Here is a 16,567-nt window from a genome sequence, read left to right on the forward strand (position 1 = left end):
CGAATTCCCAGAAGAGCCCGCCGCACGAGCGGGCCAATGTCCCGGCGCGCATAGCGCCGGGTTCCGGAACGGAAGCAGGAGACAGGAGACAACGATGGATCGCACTTCCCCGCCGCTCGCGCGGCACGATGCAGTGTCCGGCGTGCCGGGCGAGACCGTCGAGCGCCGCGGCGTCGACACGAAGCAGCTCAACCGCGCGGCGTGGACCTGCTCGCTCGGCAGCGCGCTCGAATACTACGATTTCGCGTTGTACACGCTCGCATCGGCGCTGGTCTTCGGGCCGCTGTTCTTTCCCGGGCAAACCGCGGAGATGCGGCTGATCGCGAGCTTCGGCACGTACTTCGTCGGCTTCGCCGTGCGCCCGCTCGGCGGCGTCGTGTTCGGCGTGCTCGGCGACCGGATCGGCCGCAAGTTCGTGCTGACCGCGACGGTGCTGCTGATGGGCGTCGCCAGCACGCTGATCGGCGCGCTGCCGACCTTCGCGACGGCCGGCTACTGGGCGCCCGCGCTGCTCGTGCTGCTGCGCATCCTGCAGGGCCTCGGTGCCGGCGCGGAGCAGGCCGGCGCCGCGGTGCTGATGACCGAATACGCGCCGCCGGGCAAGCGCGGCTTCTATGCATCGCTGCCGTTTCTCGGCATCCAGCTCGGCACGGTGCTCGCGGCTGCCGTCTATTTCCTGCTGCTTGCGAACATCGACCGCGTCACTGACGGCTGGGGCTGGCGCGTGCCGTTCCTGCTCAGCGCGGTGATCGTCGCGGTCGGGTTCTACATGCGCGTGCGGCTGCACGAGTCGCCGACCTTCGTGCGGCTCGAGAAGCGCGCGCAGGTCTCGGCGAATCCGCTGAAGAGCGCGGTCCGGCATTCGAAGCGCACGCTGCTGATCGGCATCGGCCTGCGGATGGCAGAGAACGGCGGCTCGTCGATCTACCAGGCGCTCGCCGTCAGCTATCTCGCGGGCGTGATCGGGATGAAGGGGCCGATCGGCGCGCTCGCGCTGGTGTGCGCGGCGACCGTCGGCGCGTGCACGGTGCCGCTGGCGGGCCGGCTGAGCGACCGCTTCGGCCGCGTACGCGTGTATCGCACGTTCGCGTGGCTGCAACTCGCGCTCGCGTTCCCGGTGTGGTGGATCTTCAGCCAGGGGAACGTGGTCGCGAGCGTCGTTGCGATCTCGGTCGCGCAAGGCTTCGCGAACTGGGGGATGCTCGGCGCGCAGGCCGCGCTGCTGCCCGAGTTGTTCGGCGCGCGCCATCGCTACATGGGCGTGTCGTTCTCGCGCGAAGTGTCGGCCGTGCTCGCGGGCGGGATCGCGCCGCTGGTCGGCGCAACGATCATCGCGACCGTGATCGCGATGCACGGTGGCGACCACGCGGCCGGCGTGCGCGCATGGGTGCCGATCGCCGCGTATCTGGCGCTGCTGACGCTGATCACGCTGTTCACGACGTCGCGGATGCCGGAAACGCTGAACCGCGATCTCGACGACCCGCTCGATGCGGCGCAGGCGGCGCCGGCACCGGACGCCGATCCGCTCGCGCGGCACGCATGAACGGGCCGGGCAGCTGATGCGGCCCGGCACGCTTTCGCATTCAACTCACTTCGACAGGAGCAAGCGCAGATGGCGCACGAATCGACCCACCGGCCCGAGTTGCTGATGACGGGCCCTTACCAGCCGTGGGACGACGCATGGCTGTCGGCCGGCTACGACGTACACCGGCTATGGGAGGCCGCCGACCGCGCGGCGTTCCTCGCCGAACAGGGTGCCGGCGTGCGCGCGATCGCGACGCGCGGTGACCTCGGCGCCGATGCCACGCTGATTGCCGCGCTGCCGAAGCTCGAGATCATCGCGTGCTACGGCGTCGGCACCGATGCGATCGATCTCGCCGCCGCGCGCGAGCGCGGCATTCGCGTAACGAACACGCCCGACGTGCTGACCGGCGATGTCGCCGACCTCGGCGTCGGGCTCGCGCTCGCGATGATGCGCCGGATCGGCGCCGGCGACGCGTACGTGCGTTCGGGCGCGTGGCGCGACGGCGACATGCCGCTCGTCACGCGGCTCTACGGCAAGCGCGTCGGCGTGGTCGGTTTCGGCCGGATCGGTGCGACGCTCGCGCGCCGGCTGTCCGGCTTCGACGTCGAGCTCGGCTATTTCGACGTCGCGCCGCGCGCGGACAGCCCGCACCGCTTCTTCGGCGACCTGGCCGAGCTGGCCGGCTGGTGCGACCTGCTGATCGTCACGCTCGCGGGCGGGCCGTCGACGCGCCACCTGGTCGACGCGGCCGTGCTCGACGCGCTCGGGCCGCGTGGTTATCTCGTGAACGTGTCGCGCGGCACCACCGTCGACGAGCCCGCGCTTCTCGACGCGCTCGAACGTGGCGCGATCGCCGGCGCCGCGCTCGACGTGTTCTGGAACGAACCGCGCATCGACCCGCGTTTCCTCGCGTTGCCGAACGTGCTGCTGCAGCCGCATCATGCGAGCGGCACGATCGAGACGCGCGAGGCGATGGGCTGGCTCGTGCGCGGCAACCTGGCTGCGCACTTCGCCGGCGAGCTGCTGCTCACGCCGGTCGTTTGAGGAGGCTGTCATGCGTATGCGTTGCATGTGTGTCGTGATCCACGGGCCGAACGACCTGCGGCTCGAAGAGCAGGACGCGGGCGAGATCGGCCCGGGCCAGGTGCGCGTCGATGTCGCGATGGGCGGCATCTGCGGCTCCGACCTGCATTACTTCCGGCATGGCGGCTTCGGCGCGATCCGGCTGCAGCAGCCGATGGTGCTCGGCCACGAGGTTGCCGGCACGGTCGCGGCGGTCGCGCCGGGCGTGACCTCGGTGCAGGTCGGCGACCGCGTCGCGGTCAATCCGAGCCGGCCGTGCGGCGCGTGCCGCTACTGCCTCGAAGGCCTGCCGAACCAGTGTCTCGACATGCGCTTCTACGGCAGCGCGATGCGGATGCCGCACGTGCAGGGCGCGTTTCGCAATGCGCTCGTGTGCGACGCGGCGCAGTGTGTGACGGTCGCCGATCACGTGCCGCTGTCGCTCGCGGCGCTCGCCGAGCCGTTCGCGGTCGGGCTGCATGCGGTGTCGCGCGCGGGCCCGCTGATCGGCAAGCGCGTGCTCGTGTCGGGGTGCGGGCCGATCGGCGTGCTTGCGGTCGCGGCGGCGCGCGTGCACGGCGCGGCGGAGATCGTCGCGACCGACATCCTCGATGCGCCGCTGGACGTTGCCCGCGCGCTCGGCGCCGACCGCACGATCAATGCGGCGACCGATGCCGGATGGGTCGCGCGCTACGGCGCCGACAAGGGCACGTTCGACGTGATGATCGAGTGTTCGGGCAATGCGCGCGCGCTGCGCGACGGGCTGGACGTGATGCGTCCGCGCGGTGTCGTCGTGCAGCTCGGGCTCGGCGGCGACGTCAGCCTGCCGCAGAACGTCGTGGTCGCGAAGGAGTTGTCGATCTGCGGATCGTTCCGCTTCCATGCGGAATTCGCGCTCGCGGTGCAGCTGATCAACGCGGGGCGCGTCGACCTGCGGCCGGCCGTGACGCGCGTGTTCCCGATGCGCGACGCGAACCTGGCGTTCGAACTGGCCGGCGACCGGCAGCGCGCGATGAAGGTGCTGATCGATTTCGCGGGCGAGGCCGCCTGATCGTCAGGCGACACCGCACGACGGCGCAGGCAAGCAAGAAAGGCACGCCCGCGGTTCGCGCGGCGTGCCTTTTTCTTGGCGGCCCGGAAACGGATTACTGCGTGACCTGCCGCACGCCGACGCGCTGCGATGCGAGCCACAGCGCGATCAGCACGCCCGCGAGCGCCGCGCCTGCGACGCATACGCCGCGCCAGCCGTCGACGCCGTAGGCGACGCTCGCCGCGAACGACCCGAACGCACCGCCGATGAAGTAGCTCGTCAGGTAGATCGTCGTCACGCGGCTGCGCGCGTTGCCGGCCAGCGCATAGATCACGCTCTGGTTCGAGATGTGCATGCCCTGCACGCCGACGTCGAGCAGCAGGATGCCCGCGATCAGCGCCGCGAGCGAGTGCGCGCCGGTCGCGATCAGCGCGAACGACGCGAGCACGGCCGCTGCGAACAGCCCCGTCGCGGCATTGCCGTGCCCGCGATCGACCAGCCGGCCGGCCGATGTCGCCGCGAGTGCGCCCACCGCGCCGACGATGCCGAACAGGCCGATCTGCCCTTCGGAATAGCTGTACGGCGGCTGGCTCAGCAGGAACGTGAGGCCTGTCCACAGCAGGCTGAAGCAGGCGAACACGAGTGCGCCGTACGTGGAGCGCAGCGCGATCAGCGGTTGCGAGCGCACCAGCGCGACGAGCGACTTCATCAGCACCGCATAGTCGACGCGCGTGTCGCGGCGATCCTTCGGCAGCTTCACGGCGAGCACGCCGGTCAGCCCGAGCACCATCACCGCGGCGATGCCATACACCGCACGCCAGCCGAACCCGTCGGCGATCGCGCCGGCCGCGACGCGTGCGAGCAGGATGCCGAGCAGCAATCCGCTCATCACGGTGCCGACCGCGCGGCCGCGCGAGCGCGCGTCGGCGAGCGACGCCGCGAACGGCACGAGCAGCTGCGTCGAACACGTGACGAAGCCGACCGCGACGTTCGCGACGACGAACATCGTGAAGTTCGTGCTGAATGTGACCGCGACCAGCGCGACGACGTTGAGCATCAGCAGTCGCACGATCAGCGTATGGCGGTTGACCGCGTCGCCGAGCGGGACGATCAGCAGCAGGCTCGCCGCATAGCCGAGCTGCGTCAGCGTGACGAGATAGCCGAGCTCGGTCGGCGAGCGTCCGAAGCTGCGCGCGATCGCGGCGAGCAGCGGCTGCGCGTAATAGATGTTGCCGATGACGATGCCGCAAGCGCAGGCGAACAGCAGCGTCATGCCGCGGGTCAGGGGAGGATGGGTGTCGTGATGCGGCTTCATGATCGCGAAAAACAGCGGCGCCGACCGGCGGCATGGGGCCGTCGGCTGCGCGGGGTGACGGAAATCGGGGCCGGCGTCAACAGATCGGCGGTGAACCGATGCGCGCCGGGCGGATCGCGGCCGGCGCCAGGGTCGGGCGGGCGGCGGATCGTCGTGCGGCGGGCGGAGCAGGGCGGGCCCGGGCGTGCCGCTCCGGTGCGGCCAAGCGCGGTGTACCGGAACGGATGTGCGTATGATGCGGGAATCGAACCATAGCGTCCAAGACTGGGTTGTTATGGTATCCATTGGCAAAACCAATACGTTGGCCGCGATGCTTCTCCGCCATATCCGCTATTTCCTGGCCGTCGCCGAGCAGCGCAGTTTCACGCGCGCGGCCGACGCGCTGCACGTGTCGCAGCCAACGCTGTCGCAGCAGGTCCGCCAGCTCGAGGAAACGCTCGGCGTGCAGCTGTTCGATCGCTCGGGCCGCACGGTGCAGCTCACCGAATTCGGCGAGGTCTATGCGCGTCACGCGCGTGCCGCGCTGCACGAGCTCGACACGGGCCAGCGCGCGCTGCACGACGTCGCCGATCTCGGCAGCGGGTCGCTGCGGCTCGCGATGATGCCGACCTTTGCGGCCTACCTGAGCGGCTCGCTGATCGATGCGTTCCATGCCGATTATCCGAACGTCGCGCTGACGATCGACGCGATGCCGCAGGAGCGCATCGAGGCGCTGCTCGCCGACGACCGGCTCGACGCGGGCTTCGCGTTCGTGCCGCCGCGCGCGCCGGACATCGACGCGCTGCCGCTGTGGGACGAGCCGCTCGCGCTCGTGACGGGGCGCACGCATCGGCTCGCGCGGCGCCGCCGCGCGCTGACGCCGGCCGAACTCGGCGGCGAGCCGCTGGTGCTGCTGAGCCGCGCGTTCGCGACGCGCGAGAGCATCGACCGGTATTTCATCGAGCATGGCGCGCAGCCGAAGATCGCGATCGAAACGAATACGATCAGCGCGGTGCTGGAGCTCGTGCGATGCGGCCGGCTCGCGACGGTGCTGCCCGACGCGGTCGCGCGCGAGAGCGGCGATCTGTGCGCGCTGGAGATCGATCCGCCGCTGCCGACGCGCACGGCCGCGCTGCTGACGCGCAAGGGCGCCTATCGCAGCGTCGCGGCGCGCGCGTTCATCGAGCGCGCGCTTGCGTATCGCGATCCGTCGGGAGGTTGACCGGTACGACCGGGCGGCCGCCCGGACTGCTACGCGCCCGGTGTCGGGAAGAAGATGCCCGCGCGCTGCGCGGCGTTTGCGATGTGCGTTTCGATCGCCGTGCCCGCGGCGGCCGCATCGCGCGCGATCAGCGCGTCGACGATCGCGCGGTGCTCATGCCATGTGGACAGCAGCAGCTCGCGCCGGTAGAACGGCATGCGCTGGCTTTCCTTCATGATGTCCGCGCTGCTGCGCAGGACCGATTCGATCGCCGCGTTGCCGGCGAGATGGATGATCCGCATGTGGAAGTCGAAGTCGAGCTGCGATGCCTCGTCGAGCGCGCTCTCGGTCAGCGCGACGTGCAGCTCGGCGAGGTTATCCTCGAACCATGCGATGTCGGTGTCGCTGACGACGCGCGCGGCCATCCGCGCGGCGAACCCTTCCAGCGCGTAGCGCATCTGGTACGTGTCGGGCGGCGACGACTGCTCGGCGAACCGCCATGCGTGCGCGGCCGTTGCCTGCGCGCTTTCGACGTACACGCCCTTGCCCGCGCGGATGCGCAGCATCCCGAGCGCCTCGAGCGTCGACAGCGCCTCGCGCAGCGACGCGCGGCTGATCTCCAGCTCCTCGGAGAGCTGGCGCTGGGCCGGCAGCAGGCTGCCGACCGGATACACGCCTGCCTCGATCCGGTCGCGGATCGTCGCGATGGCGGCGTCGGTCACGGTATGCGGAACATTTTTCATGATGTGAACGATGGCCGGTCTGACCAGCATTGTAATCCGCACATGCGCGGTGCATGACCGCACTACGGGTAAGCCACGATCGGGCCCGGTTTCGGTGCCGCCGGACGCATGCGGAGGGGCGGGAAATCCCTATTTCGTTCGTCCTTGACGTCACTATATCGGCTTCCTACTATCCACCATAACATCACTGGTCTTACCAGTATGAACAGACGAAACTGCAACCGTTGGATCGGGAGAGCACCGTGTCGAAATTCCTCAATTCGCTGTTTGGCCGAGTAGTTGTCGCATTGATCCTGGGGGTCGCGCTAGGCGCGTTCTTCCCGCATTTCGCCGAGTCGTTGCGACCGCTCGGCGATGGCTTCCTGAAGCTCATCAAGATGGTCATCGGTCCGATCGTGTTCTGCGTCGTGGTCAGCGGGATGGCCAACGCGGGCGACCTGAAGAAGGTCGGCCGGGTCGGCCTGAAGGCCATCGTCTACTTCGAGGTGATGACGACGCTCGCGCTCGGCATCGGCCTTATCCTCGCGTGGCTCACGCGCCCGGGCGTCGGGATGAACATCGACCTGCGCTCGCTCGACGCGTCGTCGCTCGCGTCTTACGCGAAGAACGCCGAAAGCCTGAAGGACACGGCCGGCTACCTGATGAAGATCATCCCCGAGACCGCGATCGACGCGTTCGCGAAGGGCGACATCCTGCAGATCCTCGTGTTCGCGGTGCTGTTCGGTTCCGCGCTGTCGCTGCTCGGCGACAAGGCGCAGCGCGTCAACTCGCTGATCGAGGAACTGTCGCACGTGTTCTTCCGGATCATCGGCTTCATCATCAAGCTCGCGCCGCTCGGCGTGCTCGGCGCGATCGCGTTCACGACCGGCAAGTACGGCGTCTCGTCGCTCAAGCAGCTAGGCTACCTCGTCGCCGTGTTCTACCTGAGCTGCTTCGTGTTCGTCGCGGTCGTGCTCGGCGCGGTGATGCGGCTCGCGGGCTTCTCGGTGTTCAAGCTGATCCGCTACCTGCGCGAGGAACTGTCGATCGTGCTCGGCACGGCGTCGTCGGATGCGGTGCTGCCGCAGGTGATGCGCAAGCTCGAATACATGGGCATCAAGGATTCGACGGTCGGCCTCGTGATTCCGACCGGCTATTCGTTCAACCTCGACGGCTTCTCGATCTACCTGACGCTTGCCGTGCTGTTCATCGCGCAGGCCACCAACACGCCGCTGTCGACGCATGACCTGATCGTCGTGCTGCTCGTGTCGCTCGTCACGTCGAAGGGCGCGCACGGCATCCCGGGTTCGGCGATCGTGATCCTCGCGGCGACGCTGTCGGCGATCCCGGCGATTCCGGTGCTCGGCCTCGTGCTGATCCTGCCGGTCGACTGGTTCGTCGGCATCGCCCGCGCGGTGACCAACCTGATCGGCAACTGCGTTGCAACGGTGGTCGTGGCGGTGTGGGAGAACGACATCGACCGCGCCCGCGCGAAGCGCGTGCTGAACCGCGAGCTGCGCTACGTGCCGGCCGAAGAGGAAGGCAACGCGGCGCCGATCGCCGGCGACCAGGCCCACGCGCTCTGAGCGCGACCCCGCGCGGGACGGTTTTGCCCCGGCTGTTCCGCGCGATCGATCGACATGTGACCGGCGCCTCGATGCGCCGGTGCTTCATCACCAATTGCTTTGCATGGGATGGGAGTAAGCGCTAAAGCGCTAACTCCCATCGACAGGAGACAATATGGCAGCCCCCATTCTCGATCCGAACGCGCCGGCGTTTACGCGGCGCTACATGAACCTCGCCGACCCGCGCCTTGGCGCGCAGGCGCTCTTCGCCAGCGACGAATTCTTCGCGCCGAAGGAGCGCATGCTGAATCCCGAGCCGGCCGTGTTCATTCCCGGCAAGTACGACGACCACGGCAAGTGGATGGACGGCTGGGAAACGCGCCGCAAGCGCACGACCGGCCACGACTTCTGCGTGGTCCGGCTCGCGCGGCCGGGCGTGATCCACGGCGTCGATCTCGATACGAGCCACTTCACCGGCAACTTCCCGCCGGCCGCGTCGATCGACGCGTGCGTCGCCGACGGCGACACGCCGTCCGACGACGCCGAGTGGCGCACGATCGTCCCCGCGACGACGCTGCAGGGCAATTCGCATCACTACGTGAGCGTCGACGACGCGCAGCCGGTCACGCACCTGCGCGTGAACCTGTATCCGGACGGCGGGCTGGCGCGGCTGCGCGTATACGGCCAGCCGCAGCGCGACTGGCGCCACGTGCCGGCCGGCGAACTCGTCGATCTCGCGGCGATCGAGAACGGCGGCTATCTGGTGGCCGCGAACAACCAGCACTTCGGCCCGGCATCGCAGATGCTGATGCCGGGACGCGGCGCGAACATGGGCGACGGCTGGGAAACGCGGCGGCGCCGCGAGCCCGGCAACGACTGGGCGATCGTCGCGCTCGCGCGGCCGGGCATCATCCGGCGCGTCGAGGTCGATACGGCGTTCTTCAAGGGCAATTTCCCCGACCGCTGCTCGCTGCAGGCCGCGCGGGTCGCGGGCGGCACCGACGATTCGCTCGTCACGCAGGCGATGTTCTGGGCCGAACTGCTCGGCGAGCAGAAGCTGTCGATGGACCATGTCCATACGTTCGACCAGCTCGCGGCGCTCGGCCCCGTCACGCATGTGCGTTTCAACATCTTCCCGGACGGCGGCGTGTCGCGCCTGCGTCTGTGGGGCGAGCCGGCTTGAAGGAGGGCAATGGCATGAGCGGACCACACATCCTGCGCGTCGAGCGTCTGACCCGCGAAGCGTTCGCGCCGTTCGGCGACGTGATCGCGCTCGAAGGCGCGCGGCATTTCCCGATCAATGGCGGTACGACCGAGCGTTTCCACGATCTCGCGACGATCGACGTCTGCGCGGACGGCGGCCGGCCGCTCGTCAGCGTGTTTCGCGCGCAGCCGCGCGCGCTGCCGGTCGCGGTCACGCTGATGGAGCGCCATCCGCACGGCAGCCAGGCTTTCATCCCGCTCGCGGCCGTGTCGCGCTACGCGATCGTCGTCGCGCCGGCCGGCGAATTCCGGCCCGACGCGATGCGCGCGTTCCTGGCCGAAGGCTGGCAGGGCGTGAATTACGCGAAGGGCGTCTGGCACCATCCGCTGCTCGCGCTCGACGCGGTCAGCGATTTCGTGATCGTCGATCGCGGCGGCCCGCAGCCGAACTGCGACGAGATCCCGCTCGACCGCGCGTGGGCGCTCGAGTTCGAGCCAGCCTGCGCGAGCGAGGCCTGACGCGGCACCCGGCCGGCGTCCGGTTCGCGGCGCCGAAGGGCTTTCGTCGGCGTTCCGGCTGGCTCGCGCGCGGCGCGCGGCACGATCCCCAAAAAGAAGACGGCCCGGGCGGCGAGATGCCGGCCGGGCCGTGCTTCGTGCGCGGGTGGCGCGATTCAGTGCTTGCGGTGCGGGCAGTTCTCGGTCGTGCAGGAACCGTACATCGCGAGCGAGTGCTCCTGGAGCCGGAAGCCGCGCTCCTTCGCGATCGACTGCTGGCGGCCCTCGATCTCGGCGTCGAAGAATTCCTCGACGCGGCCGCAATCGAGGCACACGAGGTGGTCGTGGTGCGAGCCTTCGTTCAGTTCGAACACGGCCTTGCCGGATTCGAAGTTGCTGCGCGTGAGCAGGCCGGCCTGCTCGAACTGCGTGAGCACGCGGTAGACGGTGGCGAGCCCGATGTCGAGCTGCTCGTTGAGCAGGTTCCGGTAGACGTCTTCGGCCGTCAGGTGGCGCACCGGGCTTTGCTGGAAGATCTCGAGAATCTTGAGGCGCGGTAGGGTGGCCTTTAGCCCGATATTCTTGAGATCCGTCGGATTGGTCATGGCTAGGCGTCCCTAGAGTACAATGCAGGGCTTCAATGTTACCGGCTTTTCGCCGTTCCAGATACACGCGCGGCCCGCGAAGCGGGCCAGCACGGTGAAGGAAATGATCCCAGAATCGCTTTCGCACTTTCAGAGGAGTCGCATGCGGAGTGCCATCATCGCTGCCGCCGCCGTTGCCGCGCTGGCTGGTTGTTCGTCGTACGACAGCGTGACGCAGCGCATCGCGCAGAGCATCACGCCCTATCGGATCACCGTCGTGCAGGGCAACTTCGTGTCGCAGGAGAAAGCCGCGCAGCTGCAGGCCGGAATGACGCGCGAGCAGGTCCGCGCGCTGATCGGCACGCCGCTGCTCGCGGACATGTTCCACGCCGATCGCTGGGATTACCTCTTCTACTTCAAGCGCGGCTCGACGTCGATCGTCCAGCAGCGCGACCTCGTGCTGACCTTCTCGGGTGACCGCCTCGTGAGCTGGACGGGCGCCGACAACCTGCCTTCCGAGCTCGACCTGCTGGCCGACATCGACGGCGACCGTGGTGGCAGGAAGGCGAAGGCGGCCGCGGCGGCGAAGGCCGCTTCCGAGGCTGCTGCCGCGAGCGCCGCGCAAGCGGCGAGCGCGGCTGCGCCGGAGGCCGTCGCAAGCCCGTCCGTCGTGCCGGCGTCCGGCGCGGTGGTCGACCAGGATGCGAACGCGCAGGCCGCACGCGCGGCGAACCGCGCGACCAACCAGGTGTCGGGTCAGGGGTCGAACGCACGCCGGTTCGCGCCGTCCACGCAGGCTTCCGGCGGCGCGCCGGTGCCGGGCGGCCAGCCGCCGGGCGCGGCGCCGGCGATCCAGCCGCAATTCCAGTTCCATCGTCCGCCGCAGCCGAACGTGTCGAACGAGACGTCGCCGCCGGTCGGCCCGCAAGGCTCGGACACGCTGCAGAACCAGCCGCTCACCGTGCCGGCCCAGCCGCAGTAAGCGGCCGGCGTGCGGAAACAGGGCGGCATGCGCCGCCCGCCTTTAGACCTGTCGTGTAGAAAGCCATGAAGATTGCGATTGCCGGCGCATCGGGCCGAATGGGCCGGATGCTGATCGAAGCCGTTCTCAACGATTCCGACGCGCAGCTCGTCGGCGCGCTCGACCGCGCCGATTCGCCGTTCCTCGGCCAGGACGCCGGTGCGTTCCTCGGCAAGGAAACCGGGGTCAAGCTGACCGACGACCTCGATGCCGTGTTCGCGCAGGCCGACTACCTGATCGATTTCACGCGCCCGGAAGGCACGATCGCGCACATCGAGGCCGCGCTGCGCCACGACGTGAAGCTCGTGATCGGCACGACCGGCTTCACCGCCGAGCAGAAGGCCGAATTGCAGGCCGCTGCGGCCAGGATCGGCATCGTGTTCGCGGCCAACATGAGCGTCGGCGTGAACGTCACGCTGAAGCTGCTCGAATTCGCGGCGAAGCATTTCTCGCACGGCTACGACATCGAGATCATCGAGGCGCATCACCGCCACAAGGTCGACGCGCCGTCGGGCACCGCGCTGATGATGGGCGAAGCCGTCGCCGGCGCGCTCGGCCGCTCGCTCGACGATTGCGCGGTGTACGGCCGCCACGGCGTGACGGGCGAGCGCGATCCGTCCACGATCGGCTTTGCCGCGGTGCGCGGCGGCGACATCGTCGGCGACCACACCGTGCTGTTCGCCGGGATCGGCGAGCGCATCGAGATCACGCACAAGTCGTCGAGCCGCGTGTCGTACGCGCAGGGCGCGTTGCGCGCGGTCCGCTTCCTGTCGGCGCGCGGCGCCGGCCTGTTCGACATGCAGGACGTGCTCGGCCTGCGCTGACACAACGGGGAAACTCCGATGGCGATTCCCACCGGCGTTGTCCACTACCTCGAAAGCGGCGATGCGATCACGCATGCCGTCGCCTATGTGCTGCTGGCGATGTCCGTCGCCAGCTGGTGCTTCCTCTTCATGAAAGCCTGGCTGCTGGTCCGTGCGAAGCGGCAGGGGCCGCGCGCGCTCGCCGCGTTCTGGCGCGCGCCGTCGCTCGACGCGGGCATCGCCGCGCTCGCCGGCGCCGATCGCGAGCGCGTATTCGTGCCGCTCGCCGAAGCCGCGCGCGACGCGGCCGACGACCACGACCCGGCTGCGCTGGCCGCGCGCGTCGAGCGCAACGAACGCGTGCTGCGCGCGTTGCGTCACGCGATGCTGCGCTCGCAGCGGCGTCTCGAATTCGGCCAGGTGCTGCTCGCGTCGATCGGCAGCACCGCGCCGTTCGTCGGGCTGCTCGGCACCGTGTGGGGCATCTACCACGCGCTCGGCAGCATCGCCGCGAGCGGGCAGGCGCAGATCGAGAACGTCGCGGGGCCGGTCGGCGAGGCGTTGATCATGACCGCGTTCGGGCTCGTCGTCGCGATTCCCGCGGTGCTGGCCTACAACATCCTCGGGCGGCTCGTGCGACAGCTCGCCGAGGAACTCGACGGCTTCGCGCGCGACCTGCACGTGTTCGTGTGCGCGCAGGGCGCCTGACGGGCGCGTCCGGGAGGAACGAACATGGCATTCGGCGGGCTCGAGCACCACAAGACGTCCGCGCCGATGGCGGAGATCAACATGACGCCGCTGATCGACGTGATGCTCGTGCTGCTCGTCATTTTCATCATTACCGCGCCGCTGATGACGCACGCGATCCGGCTCGACCTGCCGAAGGTCGCGGCCAGCGTCGCGCGCGACATGCCGCAGTCCATCACGCTGTCGATCGACGATGCGGGCAAGCTGTACTGGGACGACGCACCCGTGGCGCTCGACGCGCTGCCCCGGCGCTTCCGGGCCGCCGCCGCGAGCGGCGCGCCGCCCGAGCTGCGGCTGCGCGCGTCGCGCGCGACCCGCTACGACGTGATCGCGCAGGTGATGGGCGCCGCGCAGGCCGCGGGCCTCACGCGGATCGGCTTCGTGACCGACATGCCGTCGCAGGCGGGCGCTGCCGCGCCGGCCGCCGCCGGCGCGAAGCCCTGACACGCCGTTGTTGCGGGCCCGGGCCCGCGAGACCGGCCGTGCGGGCCGGCGCGGGCGGTATAATCGACGTTTTGCCCGGTCGACAGGGTTTCCCTGGTCATCCGGAGCTTGTCCGGGCGTTCCGGGTCCATCCGGCAATCGCGGTCGGGCCTGGAAACGGCCAGCCTGTTGCTGCGCCGGGCAAGCGCGATTTCGATCCACTCCTGCGCGCGAGCCGTCGCGTTGCTTAAAGCCTAGTCCGAACCACACCATGCACGAGAGATACGTACCCGCCGACGTCGAAGCCGCCGCCCAGGGCGACTGGCGCGCAGCCGATGCCTACAAGACGAAGGAAGATTCGCAGAAGCCGAAGTTCTACTGCGTGTCGATGCTGCCGTACCCGTCCGGCAAGCTGCACATGGGTCACGTGCGCAATTACACGATCAACGACGTGATGTACCGCTATCTGCGGATGAACGGCTACAACACGCTGATGCCGATGGGCTGGGACGCGTTCGGGATGCCGGCCGAGAACGCCGCGATGGCGAACGGCGTGCCGCCCGCGAAGTGGACCTACGACAACATCGACTACATGAAGGGCCAGATGCAGTCGATGGGTCTCGCGATCGACTGGTCGCGCGAGATCGCGACGTGCAAGCCCGACTATTACAAGTGGAACCAGTGGCTGTTCCTGAAGATGCTCGAGAAGGGCATCGCGTACAAGAAGACGGGCACCGTGAACTGGGACCCGGTCGACCAGACCGTGCTCGCGAACGAGCAGGTGATCGACGGCCGCGGCTGGCGTTCGGGCGCGCTCGTCGAGAAGCGCGAGATCCCGATGTACTACCTGCGGATCACGCAGTACGCGGATGAGCTGCTGAACGATCTCGAGGGCCTCGGCTGGCCCGAGCGCGTGAAGATCATGCAGCAGAACTGGATCGGCAAGAGCTTCGGCGTGAACTTCGGCTTCCCGTACGAACTCGACGGCGAGAAGAAGCTGCTGCGCGTGTTCACGACGCGCGCCGACACGATCATGGGCGTCACGTTCTGCGCGGTCGCGGCCGAGCACCCGCTCGCCACGCGCCTCGCGCAGGACAAGCCCGAGCTGCTGGCGTTCATCGACGAATGCAAGCGCGGCGGCGTCGCCGAGGCTGACGTCGCGACGATGGAGAAGAAGGGCGTCGCGACGGGCTTCTCGGTCGCGCACCCGCTGACCGGCGAGCCGGTCGAGGTGTGGATCGGCAACTACGTGCTGATGAGCTATGGCGAAGGCGCGGTGATGGGCGTGCCGGGCCACGACGAGCGCGACTTCGCGTTCGCGAAGAAGTACGACCTGCCGATCAAGCAGGTGATCTCGGCCGAAGGCCAGGCTTATTCGCTCGACGCATGGCAGGAGTGGTACGGCGACAAGGAAGCCGCGGCCTGCGTCAACAGCGGCAAGTACGACGGCCTGCGCTACGCGGACGCGGTCGACGCGGTTGCCGCCGACCTGAACGCCGGCGGCTTCGGCGACAAGCAGGTCACGTGGCGCCTGCGCGACTGGGGCGTGTCGCGCCAGCGCTACTGGGGCACGCCGATCCCGATTATCCACTGCCCGTCGTGCGGCGACGTGCCGGTGCCCGAGCAGGATCTGCCCGTCGTGCTGCCGGAAGACCTCGTGCCGGACGGCTCGGGCAACCCGCTCGCGAAGTCGGAAGCGTTCCTGAACTGCGCGTGCCCGAAGTGCGGCGCGGCCGCGAAGCGCGAAACCGACACGATGGATACCTTCGTCGATTCGTCGTGGTACTTCTCGCGCTATACGGCGCCGGACGCCGAGACCATGGTCGACGCGCGCACCGACTACTGGATGCCGATGGATCAATACATCGGCGGCATCGAGCACGCGATCCTGCACCTGCTGTATTCGCGCTTCTGGACCAAGGTGATGCGCGATCTCGGCCTCGTGAAGTTCGGCGAGCCGGCGAAGAACCTGCTCACGCAGGGGATGGTGCTGAACGAAACGTTCTACCGCGAAGACGCATCGGGCAAGAAGACCTGGTACAACCCGGCCGACGTGACGGTCACGCACGACGACAAGGGCCGCCCGGTCGGCGCGACGCTGAACACCGACGGCCAGCCGGTCGTGCTCGGCGGTATCGAGAAGATGTCGAAGTCGAAGAACAACGGCGTCGATCCGCAGGTGCTGATCGACCTGCACGGCGCCGATACCGCGCGTCTCTTCACGATGTTCGCCGCGCCGCCCGAGCAGCAGCTCGAGTGGTCGGGCGCGGGCGTCGAGGGCGCGAGCCGCTTCCTGCGCCGCGTGTGGAGCTTCGGCTACGCGAACCGCGAAGCGCTCGCCGCGCGCGCGGGCTTCGACGCGGCCGCGCTCGGCGAAGCCGACAAGGCGCTGCGCCGCGAGATCTACAGCGTGCTGAAGCAGGCCGATTTCGACTACCAGCGCCTGCAGTACAACACGGTCGTATCGGCCGCGATGAAGATGCTGAACGCGATCGACGGCGCGAAGGGCGCGACGCCCGGCGTGCTGCGCGAGGTGTACGGCGTGCTGCTGCGCGTGCTGTACCCGGTCGTGCCGCACGTCACGTTCGAGCTGTGGAAGGCGCTCGGCTACGCGGACGAATTCGGGCCGCTGCTCGATGCGCCGTGGCCGAAGGTCGACGAGGCCGCGCTCGAGCAGGCCGAGATCGAGCTCGTGCTGCAGGTGAACGGCAAGGTGCGCGGCGCGCTGAAGATCGCGAAGGACGCGAGCCGCGAGGCGATCGAAGCCGCGGCGGTGGCCGATGACGCGTTCGCGAAGTTCAGCGACGGCAAGCCGGCGAAGAAGATCGTCGTCGTGCCGGGCCGCCTCGTGAACATCGTCGTCTGACGGCCGCCGGCCGTCGGACGTAC

Annotated in this window: 15 protein-coding genes; 12 read left to right on the forward strand and 3 right to left on the reverse strand. The window is 68.9% G+C overall.

The window, feature by feature from the left end:
• Positions 1-94 precede the first annotated feature (94 nt).
• The 3 genes from CUJ89_RS03140 (at position 95) to CUJ89_RS03150 (ending at position 3,638) form a co-directional block, all read left to right on the forward strand.
• Positions 95-1,543 (forward strand): MFS transporter, encoded by a 1,449-nt coding sequence (locus CUJ89_RS03140; RefSeq protein ID WP_114176086.1) that lies wholly within the window; start codon positions 95-97, stop codon positions 1,541-1,543.
• A gap of 69 nt (positions 1,544-1,612) precedes the next feature.
• On the forward strand, positions 1,613-2,569 hold the full coding sequence (locus tag CUJ89_RS03145; protein ID WP_114176087.1) for a 2-hydroxyacid dehydrogenase: 957 nt from the start codon (positions 1,613-1,615) through the stop codon (positions 2,567-2,569).
• A 10-nt stretch (positions 2,570-2,579) separates the two neighbouring features.
• Complete coding sequence (locus CUJ89_RS03150; RefSeq protein WP_114176088.1) at positions 2,580-3,638, forward strand: L-idonate 5-dehydrogenase; 1,059 nt, start codon at positions 2,580-2,582, stop codon at positions 3,636-3,638.
• 94 nt (positions 3,639-3,732) lie between these two features.
• On the opposite strand, the gene CUJ89_RS03155 is transcribed toward CUJ89_RS03150, so the two are convergent.
• Positions 3,733-4,932, reverse strand: a complete 1,200-nt coding sequence (locus CUJ89_RS03155) for an MFS transporter (RefSeq protein ID WP_114176089.1) — start codon at positions 4,930-4,932, stop codon at positions 3,733-3,735.
• A gap of 310 nt (positions 4,933-5,242) precedes the next feature.
• On the opposite strand from CUJ89_RS03155, the gene cynR reads away from it, so the two are divergent.
• Positions 5,243-6,133: a transcriptional regulator CynR gene (gene cynR / locus CUJ89_RS03160; RefSeq protein WP_114176090.1), complete on the forward strand. Its 891-nt coding sequence runs from the start codon at positions 5,243-5,245 to the stop codon at positions 6,131-6,133.
• Between the two features lie 29 nt (positions 6,134-6,162).
• Here the strand turns inward: cynR and CUJ89_RS03165 are convergent, their stop codons facing one another.
• Complete coding sequence (locus CUJ89_RS03165) at positions 6,163-6,885, reverse strand: FadR/GntR family transcriptional regulator (protein ID WP_114176091.1); 723 nt, start codon at positions 6,883-6,885, stop codon at positions 6,163-6,165.
• Between the two features lie 212 nt (positions 6,886-7,097).
• On the opposite strand from CUJ89_RS03165, the gene CUJ89_RS03170 reads away from it, so the two are divergent.
• From CUJ89_RS03170 to CUJ89_RS03180, 3 genes are all read left to right on the forward strand, one after another.
• Positions 7,098-8,420: a C4-dicarboxylate transporter DctA gene (locus CUJ89_RS03170; protein ID WP_114176092.1), complete on the forward strand. Its 1,323-nt coding sequence runs from the start codon at positions 7,098-7,100 to the stop codon at positions 8,418-8,420.
• 154 nt (positions 8,421-8,574) lie between these two features.
• Positions 8,575-9,582, forward strand: coding sequence for an allantoicase (alc, locus tag CUJ89_RS03175; protein ID WP_114176093.1), 1,008 nt, complete (start codon positions 8,575-8,577; stop codon positions 9,580-9,582).
• A 14-nt stretch (positions 9,583-9,596) separates the two neighbouring features.
• Positions 9,597-10,121 carry an ureidoglycolate lyase gene (locus tag CUJ89_RS03180; protein ID WP_114178469.1) on the forward strand — a complete coding sequence of 175 codons (525 nt, stop codon included), beginning with the start codon at positions 9,597-9,599 and terminating at the stop codon, positions 10,119-10,121.
• 155 nt (positions 10,122-10,276) lie between these two features.
• Here the strand turns inward: CUJ89_RS03180 and fur are convergent, their stop codons facing one another.
• Positions 10,277-10,705 carry a ferric iron uptake transcriptional regulator gene (fur, locus tag CUJ89_RS03185; RefSeq protein ID WP_114176094.1) on the reverse strand — a complete coding sequence of 143 codons (429 nt, stop codon included), beginning with the start codon at positions 10,703-10,705 and terminating at the stop codon, positions 10,277-10,279.
• 142 nt (positions 10,706-10,847) lie between these two features.
• Between fur and CUJ89_RS03190 the strand changes: the two genes are divergently transcribed.
• From CUJ89_RS03190 to leuS, 5 genes are all read left to right on the forward strand, one after another.
• Positions 10,848-11,666, forward strand: coding sequence for an outer membrane protein assembly factor BamE (locus tag CUJ89_RS03190; RefSeq protein ID WP_114176095.1), 819 nt, complete (start codon positions 10,848-10,850; stop codon positions 11,664-11,666).
• A 65-nt stretch (positions 11,667-11,731) separates the two neighbouring features.
• Positions 11,732-12,529, forward strand: coding sequence for a 4-hydroxy-tetrahydrodipicolinate reductase (dapB, locus tag CUJ89_RS03195; protein WP_114176096.1), 798 nt, complete (start codon positions 11,732-11,734; stop codon positions 12,527-12,529).
• Between the two features lie 18 nt (positions 12,530-12,547).
• A complete protein-coding gene (locus CUJ89_RS03200) occupies positions 12,548-13,216 on the forward strand; it encodes a MotA/TolQ/ExbB proton channel family protein (protein ID WP_114176097.1) in 669 nt (222 codons plus the stop codon).
• Between the two features lie 24 nt (positions 13,217-13,240).
• Positions 13,241-13,699, forward strand: a complete 459-nt coding sequence (locus CUJ89_RS03205; RefSeq protein WP_114176098.1) for an ExbD/TolR family protein — start codon at positions 13,241-13,243, stop codon at positions 13,697-13,699.
• 250 nt (positions 13,700-13,949) lie between these two features.
• Positions 13,950-16,544 (forward strand): leucine--tRNA ligase, encoded by a 2,595-nt coding sequence (gene leuS, locus CUJ89_RS03210; protein ID WP_114176099.1) that lies wholly within the window; start codon positions 13,950-13,952, stop codon positions 16,542-16,544.
• Positions 16,545-16,567 lie beyond the last annotated feature (23 nt).

It is taken from the genome of Burkholderia pyrrocinia, from assembly GCF_003330765.1.
GTDB lineage: Bacteria > Pseudomonadota > Gammaproteobacteria > Burkholderiales > Burkholderiaceae > Burkholderia > Burkholderia pyrrocinia_B.

Excerpts from the sequence above, each read along its gene's own strand:
- CUJ89_RS03140 (WP_114176086.1), top strand. The coding sequence starts at position 95 with ATGGATCGCACTTCCCCGCCGCTCGCGCGGCACGATGCAGTGTCCGGC.
- CUJ89_RS03145 (WP_114176087.1), top strand. The coding sequence starts at position 1,613 with ATGGCGCACGAATCGACCCACCGGCCCGAGTTGCTGATGACGGGCCCT.
- CUJ89_RS03150 (WP_114176088.1), top strand. The coding sequence starts at position 2,580 with ATGCGTATGCGTTGCATGTGTGTCGTGATCCACGGGCCGAACGACCTG.
- CUJ89_RS03155 (WP_114176089.1), bottom strand. The coding sequence starts at position 4,932 with ATGAAGCCGCATCACGACACCCATCCTCCCCTGACCCGCGGCATGACG.
- cynR (WP_114176090.1), top strand. The coding sequence starts at position 5,243 with ATGCTTCTCCGCCATATCCGCTATTTCCTGGCCGTCGCCGAGCAGCGC.
- CUJ89_RS03165 (WP_114176091.1), bottom strand. The coding sequence starts at position 6,885 with ATGCTGGTCAGACCGGCCATCGTTCACATCATGAAAAATGTTCCGCAT.
- alc (WP_114176093.1), top strand. The coding sequence starts at position 8,575 with ATGGCAGCCCCCATTCTCGATCCGAACGCGCCGGCGTTTACGCGGCGC.
- CUJ89_RS03180 (WP_114178469.1), top strand. The coding sequence starts at position 9,597 with ATGAGCGGACCACACATCCTGCGCGTCGAGCGTCTGACCCGCGAAGCG.
- fur (WP_114176094.1), bottom strand. The coding sequence starts at position 10,705 with ATGACCAATCCGACGGATCTCAAGAATATCGGGCTAAAGGCCACCCTA.
- CUJ89_RS03190 (WP_114176095.1), top strand. The coding sequence starts at position 10,848 with ATGCGGAGTGCCATCATCGCTGCCGCCGCCGTTGCCGCGCTGGCTGGT.
- dapB (WP_114176096.1), top strand. The coding sequence starts at position 11,732 with ATGAAGATTGCGATTGCCGGCGCATCGGGCCGAATGGGCCGGATGCTG.
- CUJ89_RS03200 (WP_114176097.1), top strand. The coding sequence starts at position 12,548 with ATGGCGATTCCCACCGGCGTTGTCCACTACCTCGAAAGCGGCGATGCG.
- CUJ89_RS03205 (WP_114176098.1), top strand. The coding sequence starts at position 13,241 with ATGGCATTCGGCGGGCTCGAGCACCACAAGACGTCCGCGCCGATGGCG.
- leuS (WP_114176099.1), top strand. The coding sequence starts at position 13,950 with ATGCACGAGAGATACGTACCCGCCGACGTCGAAGCCGCCGCCCAGGGC.